This window comes from Neolewinella agarilytica (assembly GCF_900110645.1).
Lineage (GTDB): Bacteria > Bacteroidota > Bacteroidia > Chitinophagales > Saprospiraceae > Neolewinella > Neolewinella agarilytica.
The window spans coordinates 38,725-50,818 of sequence record NZ_FOFB01000024.1; the positions used below are offsets into that span (position 1 = coordinate 38,725).

Genomic DNA, 12,094 nt, shown 5'->3' on the forward strand with positions numbered 1-12,094 from the left:
GAAGCGAGAATATGGTCGACGCGTAGCGTCTCTACCAGATACACACTGCTCTAAATAACTTCCATTGCACCTGCGGCCACGCTTTAAAATAGTCAACCCGTCAGTTAGTCAATCCTTCAAGCACATTAACACCTTGCCGCCTCCAAAACGCGGTAGCCCCAACAGACCAACGAACTAAAAGACCAAATGACCAACACTCAACTCAACGCCTACGCCCACCTTCTCGTCAATTACTGCGTTAGCCTGCAACCAGGCGAGCGGCTTTTCGTGAATACAACCGTTTTGGCGACACCGCTGCTTAAAGAAATTAAGCGGGAAGTGCTGAAGGCTGGCGGTCATCTGGAATACAGCCTTGGCGTGGAAGGCATGGGGGAAATTATGCGGGAGCACGGCAATGAGGAACAGTTTGCTTACGTCCCGACGCTCTACCGCGAAGCCATCGAGCATTTCGAAGCCTACATTAACATCCGGGCACCGTTTAACCTGCGGCAGCCACCCGCTGCGGATAACCTGCGGGCCGCCCAGCGCGACGCCATGAGCCCCATCGTGAAAACTTACTTTGAGCGAACGGCTGACCGCCGCCTGAAGCGCAGCCTCTGTGTTTACCCCTGCCCCGCGCTGGCCGCTGAAGCGGAGATGAGCCTGGAAGAATACACGGCTTTCGTGATGCAGGCCACCAAAGTGGACCAACCTGACCCCAAAGCCGCCTGGCTGGAAGTCCGCCGCCGGCAGCAGGCCGTCGTCGATCACCTGAACAGCTGCACGACGTTCCGCTACATCAATGATCGCAGCGACATCACCTTTACGACCAACGGGCGGACGTGGATCAACTCCGACGGACAGACGAATATGCCCAGCGGTGAAGTGTACACCAGCCCGGAAGAAACTTCCGCCAACGGCCATATCTATTTCGATTACCCGGCCATCCGTGATGGGAAGACCGTCCAGGGCGTTACCCTCAAGGTAAAAGATGGAGAAATTTATGAATGGCACGCGGACAGTGGACAGGAGGTACTCGATGAAACCTTTGACATTCCCGGCACCAGACGCTTCGGGGAAGCGGCCGTAGGAACGAACTATACCATTGATCGTTTCAGCAAAAACATCCTCTTTGACGAGAAAATTGGCGGCACCGTACACATGGCCATTGGCCAGAGTTACGCCCAGGCGGGGGGCAAAAATGAAAGTTCGGTGCACTGGGATATGATTGCGGATATGAAGCAGGGCGGCCGTATTTTAGCCGATGGGAAAGAAATTTACCGCGACGGTCGCTTCATCGCTGAACTATGGTCGTAGTGAAACCTTTACCTTTCTAGCGGGAAAGTGTCCCTTTGATTACCTACCTTGCACGTTATCCACCTGAACCCCGTTGATTTTTTTATTGGGAACGAAAACTGAAATTAACCTCAAACCGTGAACGAGAACATAGCATTCCTTGAACTGAAGTATGGCAACATCTACGGAGGCTACCCTAACTTCTACGCGATCAGCGAGATCGCGCTCTTAGTCTTTGAACGAGGCTCTAACAAAATTTTTCTGGAAAGTTGGATCAATCAGGCGAACGTGGACATCGTTGATGTTTACGCCGAAACGGACGAGCTGGGGCATACCACCCGCCGCGTCCGGGAAGTACTGAATATGCGGACCAACCGCCGCTTTGCTTACAACGAAGAGTTTCGGCTCAACGACGATGAGCTGCAGTACGCCTTCCGTAACCTGCGGTCCACTAAGTCTGCCGTAAAGAACTTTCTGCTGAAGAACCTGCGTAAGTACCGCTTTGAAGACCTCATCGTCTTTGATGGTCGGCGGGATATTTTCCTCTGCGAGCGTTCCGGTGTCAACTTTGGCTACACGAACATTATTGACATCCAGAAAGACCTGAACCGGGAAACGGACTACCTCTTCAGCCTCAATAAGCTGGCGAAGGTGATTGATTTCCACACGGACCGGTCTTACCTGCGCTCCAACAACCTGGAATACTGGCTGCACCCGATTGCCGCCCGCCAGATCGTGCCCGGCACGGCAGCATTTGATGCCGCCCGCCTGCTCATGGTATTCAACGAATACACTATGATGCACGACGACTTCATGATCAAAGCAGCCATCCTGCTGAATAAGATCCAGAAGAAGAAGGACGAGGAGAAGGCACGACTGGCCGCCGAAGCGCCCGAGGCTACGGAAGAAAAACCGAAAGCCAAGGCTAAAAAGAAGGCACCTAAGGCCGCAGCCGAGGAGGAGTAGCCCCCGGGTTACCAGATAATAACCAGACCGAGCACCACGGCGCTCACAAGTAGCCCCACCAGAAAGATGGTGTAGGCCAGCCGAAGTAGTTGATATTTCCGTTGCAGGGAAGTGCCCAACCCGTGCAGGTCCTTTATCAACGTGCCGTACAGCGCGTTGGGGTCCTGTAGCTGCTGTTCCATGCGGGAGAGGAACTCCGCCTGAGAGATCTGGCTGAAGTAACCAAAAAAGGCCAGATTCTCCTGTTCCCTGACTTTGCCGGAAGGTCGCGCGGCCAACACGGAATAAACGAGACTCACTAAACCGCACACGGTGAAGAGGGCAACGGGGAAAAGAACCTCGGGGCGTGTTTCGGCCCAATTGCGGTAGCTGGTGAAAGTGACCAGCGCACCGATCAGGAGCGTATTGACGCTGATCATGATGGCGGCCTTTTGGTCCGCAATGGAGGTCAGGTTGATGTGGTTTCTGAAAACAGTCCGGAAGTACGTTTGTGCCGCTTGCCGGGTGGGGCCACGTTCCAGATCAGTCAATTCCGTTACTTCCTTCGGTGTTTTGCGGCGCAGTAGCTCCTGATCGGGCGCGGACGCGGGTGCCGTGGAGGTTGAAGAAGCATTGGTCCCCTTCGCCTCCAGCTTATCCACCAGCCGTTGCAAATCCAGCAAGACCGCACTGTGCGTATGCTGATACTGGCGGCGGAGCTCGCCGCTTTTAAACTGTGTCTGCTGCAGCTCGGCCAGGTAATGGCCCAGGGCGGCTTCGCGAGAGAGCGGACTGCCTGCATATCTTTTTTCAAGCCAGGTAAGTTCTGCTCCTTCGGTTCCGGACAACAGCCGCTGCGCCAGGCGGGCGTCATGGAGAATCTCCGCGATATCCTGACGGAAAGGCCCGTTGCCCCCGGGCAGCGCGGCGCGGAGGGCCAGGTTAGCGTTCAGGTAGTCTGGCCCCGTCCATTCCCGGAACTCCCGGGTGACGTCCTCCCATTTATGAAGGTCTTCCCCCTGCCGCCAGTGGCGGCAGGCGTGGAGGAGGGCGGCGCTTTGCGCCAGCGGGGCCACGTCCGGCCCGGCCCCTGGCCGGCGCAGTGCAATCTCCCGGGCGTGAGCCGCCAGAGCCAGCGCCCAGCTGTCGTTGTGTAAAACGTTGGTGCGCGACTGCCGCTCATACCGCATCAGCATAAAGCGCTCGGCCTGTTCGGCCAGGTCCGTAAGCTGAGGGGTGGATAAGGGAGTCATTTTCATGCCAGTGTGTGCTTAGGTGCAAAAGATAGGTGAGAGAGGCCCCTCTTGCCAAAAAAAGTAGAGCTTTGTTGGCACGAAAGCATCAATTTTATGGAAAAGCACCATCATTACCTGCTCAATAAGCCGCATTCGATGCTGTCTCAGTTCACCCATCAGCACACTACCCGCCGGAATAAGCGAATGCTGGGCGAGCTGTATGATTTTGCCCCGGGCACGATGTCTATCGGCCGTCTCGACGAAAACTCCGAAGGCCTGCTCCTGCTTACTACGGATGGAAAGGTCAGCGCTGCCATCACGGGCAACAAGGTGGAGAAGGAGTATTACGTAGAGCTGAACGGCGAAATTACCGATGCCGCCATCCAACAATTATGCGCAGGGATAGAAATTGGCTTTGACGGCAAACGCTACCGCACGCGGCCCTGCCGCGTTGTCCGGCTGAAGCCCGCCCCCAACTTCTCCTTCCCGCCCCGACGCTATCGCCACCCCGGCCACGGCCCTACCAGCTGGATCTCCGTAACGATCCGCGAGGGCAAATACCGGCAGGTCCGTAAAATGACGGCGGCAGTTGGCTTCCCGACCGTCCGCCTCATCCGCGTCCGCATTGGCGGTGTACAGCTCGGGAATCTGGAAGCGGGTGAAGTGCGGGAGGTGGAGGATTTGCTGGAACTGGTGAAGAAATAATAAAAACTTTCTCCGCGCGTCTCCTATTCTCTGCGAACTCCGCACGAATAATCCTCCGCTGCGCAGCAGCTTCCTCCGAGTCCCTCTGTGTCAACCTCTGCGTCCCTCTGTGGTTTAAATCCTCTGCTGCGTAGCAGCCCCCTGAAATCCATTGGAATCTGTGCTAATCCGTGCTAATCTGTGGTTAAAACCCTCCGCTGCGCAGCAGCACTCTCCGAGTCCCTCTGTGTCAACCTCTGTGTTCCTCTGTGGTTAAAAGTCAGCTGCGAAGCAGCCTCCTCCGAGTCCCCCTGTGCTTAAAAGTCAACTGCGCAGCAGCCCCCCCTCACAAATCTCCCTACATTACCCCAAAATCCAACCATGCCCACCATCATCCAGGGAATCAACTGGGACGAAAAATCCAGCTACCAGCAAGGCCCCGCTAAAGCCCCCGCTCTGATCAGGGAAGCCCTTCATTCCGGCTCCATGAATCTCTGCACGGAAGCAGGAGTAAGCATCGCACATGACCGTATTACGGACGCCGGTGATTTTGCCATCACGGAGTACTTCGACATTGAGACGATCACCGCAGAGCATCTCGCTGGCGGAAACAAAACCTTCACCCTGGGCGGAGATCATTCCATCACCTATCCCATCATCAAGGCGCATGCTGCGCATTACCCTGTCCTGGACATCCTGCAGATCGACGCCCACAGCGATTTATACGATCACTATGAAGGAGACCCGCACTCCCACGCCTGCCCCTTCGCCCGCATTATGGAAAACGGGCTGGCCGCGCGACTTGTGCAAGTAGGCATCCGGACACTCAACCCTCACCAGGCTACCCAAGCCGAGCGCTTTGGTGTAGAAATTCACCAGATGGCGACGCTCGACCTGCGAGTACTCCCCCGCTTCGAGAACCCACTTTACCTGACGCTGGACATGGACGGTATCGACCCGGCCTTCGCGCCGGGCGTGTCTCACCATGAACCCGGCGGATTGACCTCCCGCGAAGTCATTCACCTCATCCAAAACCTGGATGCTAAGCTGGTCGGTGCCGATATCGTAGAATATAACCCCGACCGAGACGTGAACGGAATGACCGCCTTCCTGGCCGCAAAGCTGATGAAGGAACTACTCGGAAGACTGGAAGAATGACCCGCCAACCTTCCGCAGCACTCCTTGACTATCTGACTGCCTACCTGCCTCCTCTTACTGCAACTTCTTAAACGCCCGCCGCATTTCCCGCTTCCACGCCCGGGAGCCCACTTCATGGTCTTCGGAGACTTTTTCCATTGTTTTCACGAAGTCTTCGATGTCTCCTTCAAAGTTTTCCGCCCAGGCTTCCACTTCTTCGCCGAAGGCTTCAAAGTCGGCTTCGTTTCTGTTTTCCCAGCGTTCCAGTTTGCGCTCCAGTTCTTCGAAATCCTCTTCGTGTTCTTCGGCCCATTCTTCGGCAGCTTCGGCAAATTCTTCCCCGGCATCCTCCCAGCGGTTTGCGATCCGTTCGAGGGATTCTTCGAGGTTGCGGCCTTCCGTAGTGAAGGTTCTTTCGAGTGCCTCCCCTACACCTTCCAGGCCTCTGCCCAGACCCTCCAGACCCTGCAGAAAACCTTTGCCGAAACTACGATCATTGATGGTAGCACCGCCCGCCAGCGCGTTGGCATCCCGGTCAGGACGGTCGAGCTCCAACTGCAGGCCATCCGCACCCGTCCGGATGTCAAAGCCCTGGTTTTCGTAGAGCGGCTCTTCGACGGAAATTTCGATTTTCACCTTGTCACCGTCAAAGCTGACGTCCTCCACTTCGCCGATGCTGATTCCCTGCCGGTAGACTTTGTCGCCCGCCTCAATGCCACGGGCATCGTCCGTAGAGAGGTAGTAAGTACTGCCACCAAAGCAGGCCGTGATGACAACCGCAAGTGTGGCCAGAATAAAGAGGTTAAAGTAGCGCATGGCCCGTAGTGTTTTGAGTTAGACTACTAAAGTGCGGGAGCGGTGACCTCGGTTTTGCATTGGATCGACGGGAAGTATGATATTTTCGACGAGAGGGGGACCGCACATTACCTATGCGGTAAAAAGGGGAAAGCTCGTAAGAGCTTTCGTGACACAGCCCTGTGTTTTCAGGTAAAGCCCACATCAGGCTGTCTTAGAACCCCTTCACCCCAAAACCCGATGCCCCGTCTCCGTCACCACCACATTATCCTCCAGCCGGATCCCGCCGAAGTCGCGGTAAGCCTCCAGGGCGGAGAAATTGATGAAGTCGGCGCAGGTGCCATCCGCCCGCCAGCGATCGATGAGGGCGGGGATGAAGTAGATGCCGGGCTCCACGGTGAGGGCGTAGCCCGCGCGTAGTTCTTTGCCGAGCCGTAGGCTTCGGGTACCGAATTGGGTACTGCGCTGAACCTGCTCGTCGTAACCGACGAGGTCTTCGCCCAGGTCTTCCATATCGTGTACGTCGAGGCCAATCATGTGGCCCAGGCCGTGGGGCATGAAGAGGGCATGCGCACCGGCGGCTACGGCTTCGTCGGTGTCACCCTTCATGAGGCCGACGGCTTTCAGCCCGTCAGTGATGATGCGGCCGGCATCCAGGTGGACAGACTGGTAGGTGAGCCCCGGTCGCAGAGCGGCCGTACAGTCGGTCAGTGCTTTTTGGACGATGTCGTGAATGTCCTGCTGCTTCGCCGTCATGGCTGCACCAACGGCGAAAGTACGGGTGATGTCTCCGGCGTAACCACTCGGGGCTTCCGCCCCGGCATCGATTAATAGCAGGTCGCCTTTTTGCAAGACGTTGCCGTGGTAATGATTGTGCAGTACATGCCCGTTGCGGGTCACGATGGCGGGGTAAGAAAGCCGGCCGTTGGCGGAGATGGCAATGCCTTCGATGAGGCCAGCTACCTCTGCTTCGAGCTGACCCGGTGCGGCGTGCGACTGCGCCGCTGCGTGCATCTTCATGCTCGTTTTTACGGCGATGTCCATCTGTTCCAGCTCTTCGGCGGATTTGACGGAACGGAGGGCAATCACGGCTTTTGTAAGCTCTTTGCTTGCACCTGCGGCCGCGCCCAGATGCTCCGCCAGAAATGTCTTGCGCTCCGCACGGTAAGGTGGCAGAAAATGAACCTCCGCTGCGTGTTTTTTGAGTAGGGCAGACAGCTCCGCACTTGTCCCGCCCCGCTGCGCACCAATCCGCTCCGCCAACTCCTTTACTGAAGGTTGCTCGCCCATCCACACTACATGGTCCAGACTGATATCATCTCCCCATAGCTGGCTTTTTCCCGTAGCTGCGTCGATGGTCAGCGCCAGATCGGGGATGTTGTGTCCCGCGAAATAGCGGAAATTGCTGTCTTGCCGGAACGGGTAGGTATTGTCCGTATAATTCATCGGCGCTTCCCGGTTGCCGGGAAGAAAAATCAGGCCGGAGGGCGTAGCATCGGCGAGGGCGCGCCGGCGCGCGGCGTAGGTGGTAGCTGCAAACATGTCTGAGAAATGAGAGGACCTCGAAGCGTCCTGAAAGGACCTTCGAGCGTCCGGGTGGGTGATTTTTTACAGCAACAAACTCGCCTCCCGCCGGATCGCCGCCTGCCCCACCGCAATGGCGTCATCGGGCTGGCGGCTGCTCATGAGGCGGAGACGGCTGACGACCTGCTCGCCGGTCTCCGCGCCTTCGGCGGCGCGGACGATGAGCTGGCTCACGTTGTCGCGTGCCTGAAGCATAATGGACCAGAGGGCGTCGCTTACGTAAATCTGTTGCGTGACGTTGTATTCAAATTCCTGGCGGATGTTGAGCAGCAGGCTGGCTGTGTATTCTTTGGCGCTCGCCGCAGGTGCAGGGGGAAGACGGAGGAGCAAATTGGGGACGTTGATCCGCTCGAGCATCAGCGTCAGTCGCTCACAGGCCTGCAGGCGGAGGGCTTCTTTTTGGGACTTTTCTTCGCTGGCTTCATTACCAGCGGTTACTACGGGTTCATTCAGGCGTTGAGCAAGCATGGTCACCGTATTGTTCAGTTGTGCCAACGCACCATTAACGATGTAGGCAAAAATGCCAACAACCGCAATGACCAGTAATAAAATCAACAGAATTGTCGTCGTCTCCATGTATGTATACTTAAGTCGGTAGGCGGCAGCTTCAGGAATGATACTACTCCTGCATCAACCAAGTTCACCGCCCCGATGTTTATCTGGCAACAAAGGTAACTTTGTATTTTTGCCGAGTCAAATAACCATCATGAGCGCCGACGTAAAAACAACCGCCAAGACTACCAGCCCGATCACTTTCACTCCTTCCGCCCTGGAGCACCTCAAGAGCTTGCGGGCAGAACTGGGGGTAGGAGACGATCACTTCCTCCGAGTTGGCGTCCGCGGTGGCGGCTGCTCCGGCTTCGAGTACCAGTTGGGTTTTGACCTGCCGGAAGAAGATGACAAGCAATATGACATCGGCGGGGAAACCGTCCTCATGAAGTCTGGCCATGCTCTCTACCTGCTCGGTATGGAAGTCGACTGGGCCACTGGTCTGGATAACCGCGGTTTCACCTTTAACAACCCGAACGCAACGGATACCTGTGGTTGTGGATCGAGCTTTAGTGCTTAATCAGTAATGTAGTAGGGTAGTCGGTAGTAGTGTAGTGCTGCCGCTCGGCAATGTTATGCCTGAGCCGTGCGGCAGCACTACATTACTACAAAACCACATTACTACACTACTATCATCGAAGCTACACCCGTGAGCCTCCTCCCCACCCCAATATCCGTCCGTCGCGATATTCCCTTTTACCATGCTAAATCGGAAGCGGAATTCAAAGACGATGTCTACGAACGCTACGATGAGTTAGTTACCCGTCAAACGGGCCTCCACCTGGCGGACGAGCTGCACGGCGGCTACCCTTTTCAGGACTTACTGGATTATATCCTCCGCTGGTTACCAGCGGCAGACACCCCCCTGGCCGTTGCCGACCTGGGCTGCAGCGTAGGCCGGCTGGCGGCGGAGATCGCTATTCGCCAACCCGCCTCAACCGTCTACGGCCTTGACCTGAGCTATCAGATGTTGCGGCAGGGGCATGATTTTTGGGTGAAGGGAGCAACCTTGCAGCCTAATCTCCTGCGCTATGGCTTCGGTAATCCCCAATTAAAGGGCCATCAGCTCACTAACCTCCATTTCGCGCTGGCGAAAGCCGAAGAACTGCCCTTCCCTGACGCTTCTCTTGACCTGATCCTGAATACTTTTCTGATCGATCGCCTGCCGCAGCCCCTCGGCGCCTTTGCGGAATGGGCCAGGGTTTTGAAGCCCGGCGGACGGCTGATCACGGTCTCTCCGCTTAACTTTCTCAAGACGCAGAGCTGGCGCGAAGCCCACCCGCCCGCCAAAATATTTGCCCAACTGATGGGCGCCGGCTGGCAACTGGAAGACCTGATGGATCCGCTACTACTCGATGAGCCAATGGATGCCCGGGGGAACGCCGTACGATGGAAGACGCTGGCCTTTGTGGCCAGCCGCGGATAAACCCTTACCTTAAGGCCTGTTTTAGAGATTGAGCGCTACAACCAAACCCATGTTAAAGATACTTCAACGACCTGTACACGGGCTGATATTCCCCATCATCCTGCTACTTATGACCGCCTGTGGCGGTCCACGAACGACGACCCAGGCTGAACTGCCCTTCAAGAAACTGATGGCCAACGCCGAAACGGAAACCCGTGCCGGCAACTACGGCCTGGCCGCAGATAACTATCGTAAGGCCTACGAGCAGAAGCCCCGCCGAACGGATGTACTTTACAAAGCGGCAGAGTTGTATACCCGCGTTCGAAACTACCGGGCGGCGGCGGATGCTTACCAGTTTTTAGAGGCGGACGAAGACCAATGGCCACTACTCGGCCTACAGTATGGCCGGGCACTAAAGCAGGATGGCCGATATGATCAGGCCCGGCGGGAGCTGGCGCTGTTCCTGGAGACTTACAATGGAGCTGACCGGCCCATCGTCTCCGAAATTGTGCGTAACGAACTGGCGGGCATTACGCTGGCGACCAGCTTCAATGAGGCGGAGAGCATGGTGGACATCGACCGGCCGGGCCGGGGCGTAAATACCGGCGCTGACGAGTTTGGTGCCGTTGCCGTGGCGGGCGACCAACTATTTTTTACCAGTACGGCTGGCGGGCAAAGCCGCCTCTACCAAAGCGGGCTCCGTGCCAGGGAGTGGACCAAAGCAACCGTACCGCCCGGTTTTCCCGTAATCGCCGAAGGAGAGTTTGGAACGGGAAGCCTGAGCCCGGACGGACGTCTTTTCTTCTTCACCATCTGCAGCGGTCTCACCGGAGAGGATGCGACGAACCGCTGCGAAATTTTCCGGGGGGAACGCAGTACGACCGGTGCCTGGTCTCAGCCCGTTCGCCTCGGGGAGGCCATCAATGCACCATCGACGAACAACGCCTTCCCCTTTGTTACCCTCGGGGCTGATGGTCGCTATCAACTCTATTTTTCCAGCGATCGTCCGGGCGGAAGAGGCGGAATGGACCTTTATCTGTCCTCGGAGATGGTGCCTAATGACCCAAACGGTTTTAGCGCTCCGGCAAACCTGGGCCCCGTGATCAACACGGTGAGCGATGAGATAACCCCCAGTTGGCTGGCCGGGGAGAATATGCTTTATTTTTCGAGCAACGGGCACCCGGGCTTCGGTGGCCAGGATGTGTTCCGGAGTCAGGGGACCTTCGGGTCTTACCAGCGGCCTGAGAACATGGGGCAACCGGTTAATTCGGCGGCGGACGACTACGGTCTGTCGTTGAGCGCGGGCGGCAGCACGGGCTACCTGACGAGTAACCGGATTTTCACAGGAGGAAAGGATAAGACGACCGAGACGGATATTTTTATGCTCAACTTCCGGGCGGGTAGAGCAAAATTAAAAGCGACCGTATACGACAATACTACCGGCAATGAGCTGAGTGGTGCAGAGGTGACGTTGTTGGAAATGGGAGAAAGTGGGGGCTATCGGGAAGTTGACCGACGAATTTTCCCGACGGGGGTCTATGCTTTTGATCTAAGACCGGGAGGGAAATACCGGGTTGTCGTTGAGCGGGAAGGTTATCAGGGAAAAGAATACCAGGTGGAAACTTCGCCTACGGGGTCTACGCTCTACGGTCAGCCGGTCTTTCTGGTGCGCAGTTCGGTCCCTAATGGCGGGCAGGGGGCGCAGCCGCGGGTGCTGGGTGATGGTGGACGGCAGGGGACGTCTTCGGGATCGGCGCCCGGCGGGCGCCCGCAAACGGGCTCTGCTGGCACCACAACTACCTCTGCACCTGCAGAAGTGCCAACAACCGGTGCCCGAAACACCGCTACGGCTCCGCCGGACCCCGTTGCGTATCGAATCCAGATCAGCGCACAGCGAAAGTTTGATCCTTCGGCAGGAAAGTACGAAGGCATACGGGTGGTGGGTGATATCGTTGCTGAGCCCATTCCTAACCGTGATTTGCAGCGAATTACTGTGGGCTATTTCACCGATAAGGAATCGACAAGACAGGCGCTGCGGAAAGTACACGCCAATGGCTTCCCTTCTGCCTTCGTTGTCCGGTATGATAACGGTAAGCGCTACGGACAGGTAAAACTGTAAAGAGCAACCGAATCGAGTGGTCAGTGGTTATTTATGTAAATAATACATTATGGCTAACAAGCAAAGCACCTCTTTCCGGGATCTGATCAACGGAGACACTCCTGTTCTAATTGATTTTTTCGCTACCTGGTGTGGTCCCTGCCACGCTTATAGTCCGATTCTTAAGCAGTTGAAAAGCGAGGAAGGAGAAGCGCTGCGGCTGGTGAAAATCGACGTGGACGCTAATCAGGCTATTTGCGAAAAACTGGGCGTTACGGCGATGCCGACAACTATGATTTTTCAAAATGGAGACATGAAATTTCGTGCAGCAGGAGTACAAAGTATCGGGGTGCTGAAAGCAGAATTGGACAAGCTGAGATAGGTCCT

12 protein-coding genes are annotated in these 12,094 nt (G+C 56.4%); 8 read left to right on the top strand and 4 right to left on the bottom strand.

Translation table 11 applies throughout. The features are described from left to right. Window positions 1-186 precede the first annotated feature (186 nt). The gene (locus BM123_RS18470; RefSeq protein WP_090171618.1) at window positions 187-1,296 is read left to right on the top strand and encodes an aminopeptidase; all 1,110 of its coding nucleotides are present in this window, start codon (window positions 187-189) and stop codon (window positions 1,294-1,296) included. Between the two features lie 117 nt (window positions 1,297-1,413). Next, the gene (locus tag BM123_RS18475; protein WP_090171620.1) at window positions 1,414-2,241 is read left to right on the top strand and encodes a hypothetical protein; all 828 of its coding nucleotides are present in this window, start codon (window positions 1,414-1,416) and stop codon (window positions 2,239-2,241) included. Between the two features lie 8 nt (window positions 2,242-2,249). Here the strand turns inward: BM123_RS18475 and BM123_RS18480 are convergent, their stop codons facing one another. Continuing rightward, a complete protein-coding gene (locus tag BM123_RS18480) occupies window positions 2,250-3,479 on the bottom strand; it encodes a Pycsar system effector family protein (RefSeq protein WP_090171622.1) in 1,230 nt (409 codons plus the stop codon). Between the two features lie 90 nt (window positions 3,480-3,569). On the opposite strand from BM123_RS18480, the gene BM123_RS18485 reads away from it, so the two are divergent. Both BM123_RS18485 and speB read left to right on the top strand, forming a co-directional pair. Continuing rightward, window positions 3,570-4,160, top strand: coding sequence for a pseudouridine synthase (locus BM123_RS18485; protein WP_090171624.1), 591 nt, complete (start codon window positions 3,570-3,572; stop codon window positions 4,158-4,160). Between the two features lie 360 nt (window positions 4,161-4,520). Then, on the top strand, window positions 4,521-5,297 hold the full coding sequence (gene speB / locus BM123_RS18490; protein WP_090171626.1) for an agmatinase: 777 nt from the start codon (window positions 4,521-4,523) through the stop codon (window positions 5,295-5,297). Between the two features lie 54 nt (window positions 5,298-5,351). Here the strand turns inward: speB and BM123_RS18495 are convergent, their stop codons facing one another. From BM123_RS18495 to BM123_RS18505, 3 genes are all read right to left on the bottom strand, one after another. After that, window positions 5,352-6,092: an MlaD family protein gene (locus BM123_RS18495; protein ID WP_090171628.1), complete on the bottom strand. Its 741-nt coding sequence runs from the start codon at window positions 6,090-6,092 to the stop codon at window positions 5,352-5,354. A gap of 204 nt (window positions 6,093-6,296) precedes the next feature. After that, window positions 6,297-7,613 (bottom strand): aminopeptidase P family protein, encoded by a 1,317-nt coding sequence (locus BM123_RS18500; RefSeq protein WP_090171630.1) that lies wholly within the window; start codon window positions 7,611-7,613, stop codon window positions 6,297-6,299. A gap of 66 nt (window positions 7,614-7,679) precedes the next feature. Further along, window positions 7,680-8,231 carry a DUF7935 family protein gene (locus tag BM123_RS18505; protein WP_090171632.1) on the bottom strand — a complete coding sequence of 184 codons (552 nt, stop codon included), beginning with the start codon at window positions 8,229-8,231 and terminating at the stop codon, window positions 7,680-7,682. 130 nt (window positions 8,232-8,361) lie between these two features. Here BM123_RS18505 and BM123_RS18510 point away from each other — a divergent pair, with 130 nt between their 5' ends. From BM123_RS18510 to BM123_RS18525, 4 genes are all read left to right on the top strand, one after another. Continuing rightward, window positions 8,362-8,724 carry a HesB/IscA family protein gene (locus tag BM123_RS18510; RefSeq protein ID WP_090171634.1) on the top strand — a complete coding sequence of 121 codons (363 nt, stop codon included), beginning with the start codon at window positions 8,362-8,364 and terminating at the stop codon, window positions 8,722-8,724. A gap of 129 nt (window positions 8,725-8,853) precedes the next feature. Next, window positions 8,854-9,630 (top strand): class I SAM-dependent methyltransferase, encoded by a 777-nt coding sequence (locus BM123_RS18515; RefSeq protein ID WP_175489458.1) that lies wholly within the window; start codon window positions 8,854-8,856, stop codon window positions 9,628-9,630. A 49-nt stretch (window positions 9,631-9,679) separates the two neighbouring features. Next, complete coding sequence (locus tag BM123_RS18520) at window positions 9,680-11,728, top strand: PD40 domain-containing protein (RefSeq protein WP_090171638.1); 2,049 nt, start codon at window positions 9,680-9,682, stop codon at window positions 11,726-11,728. Between the two features lie 49 nt (window positions 11,729-11,777). Next, the gene (locus BM123_RS18525) at window positions 11,778-12,089 is read left to right on the top strand and encodes a thioredoxin family protein (RefSeq protein WP_090171640.1); all 312 of its coding nucleotides are present in this window, start codon (window positions 11,778-11,780) and stop codon (window positions 12,087-12,089) included. The last annotated feature ends 5 nt before the right edge of the window (window positions 12,090-12,094 follow it).

What these genes read in the sequence shown, in the direction of transcription:
- BM123_RS18470 (WP_090171618.1), top strand. Translation starts at nt 187, where the DNA reads ATGACCAACACTCAACTCAACGCCTACGCCCACCTTCTCGTCAATTAC.
- BM123_RS18480 (WP_090171622.1), bottom strand. Translation starts at nt 3,479, where the DNA reads ATGAAAATGACTCCCTTATCCACCCCTCAGCTTACGGACCTGGCCGAA.
- BM123_RS18485 (WP_090171624.1), top strand. Translation starts at nt 3,570, where the DNA reads ATGGAAAAGCACCATCATTACCTGCTCAATAAGCCGCATTCGATGCTG.
- speB (WP_090171626.1), top strand. Translation starts at nt 4,521, where the DNA reads ATGCCCACCATCATCCAGGGAATCAACTGGGACGAAAAATCCAGCTAC.
- BM123_RS18495 (WP_090171628.1), bottom strand. Translation starts at nt 6,092, where the DNA reads ATGCGCTACTTTAACCTCTTTATTCTGGCCACACTTGCGGTTGTCATC.
- BM123_RS18500 (WP_090171630.1), bottom strand. Translation starts at nt 7,613, where the DNA reads ATGTTTGCAGCTACCACCTACGCCGCGCGCCGGCGCGCCCTCGCCGAT.
- BM123_RS18505 (WP_090171632.1), bottom strand. Translation starts at nt 8,231, where the DNA reads ATGGAGACGACGACAATTCTGTTGATTTTATTACTGGTCATTGCGGTT.
- BM123_RS18510 (WP_090171634.1), top strand. Translation starts at nt 8,362, where the DNA reads ATGAGCGCCGACGTAAAAACAACCGCCAAGACTACCAGCCCGATCACT.
- BM123_RS18520 (WP_090171638.1), top strand. Translation starts at nt 9,680, where the DNA reads ATGTTAAAGATACTTCAACGACCTGTACACGGGCTGATATTCCCCATC.
- BM123_RS18525 (WP_090171640.1), top strand. Translation starts at nt 11,778, where the DNA reads ATGGCTAACAAGCAAAGCACCTCTTTCCGGGATCTGATCAACGGAGAC.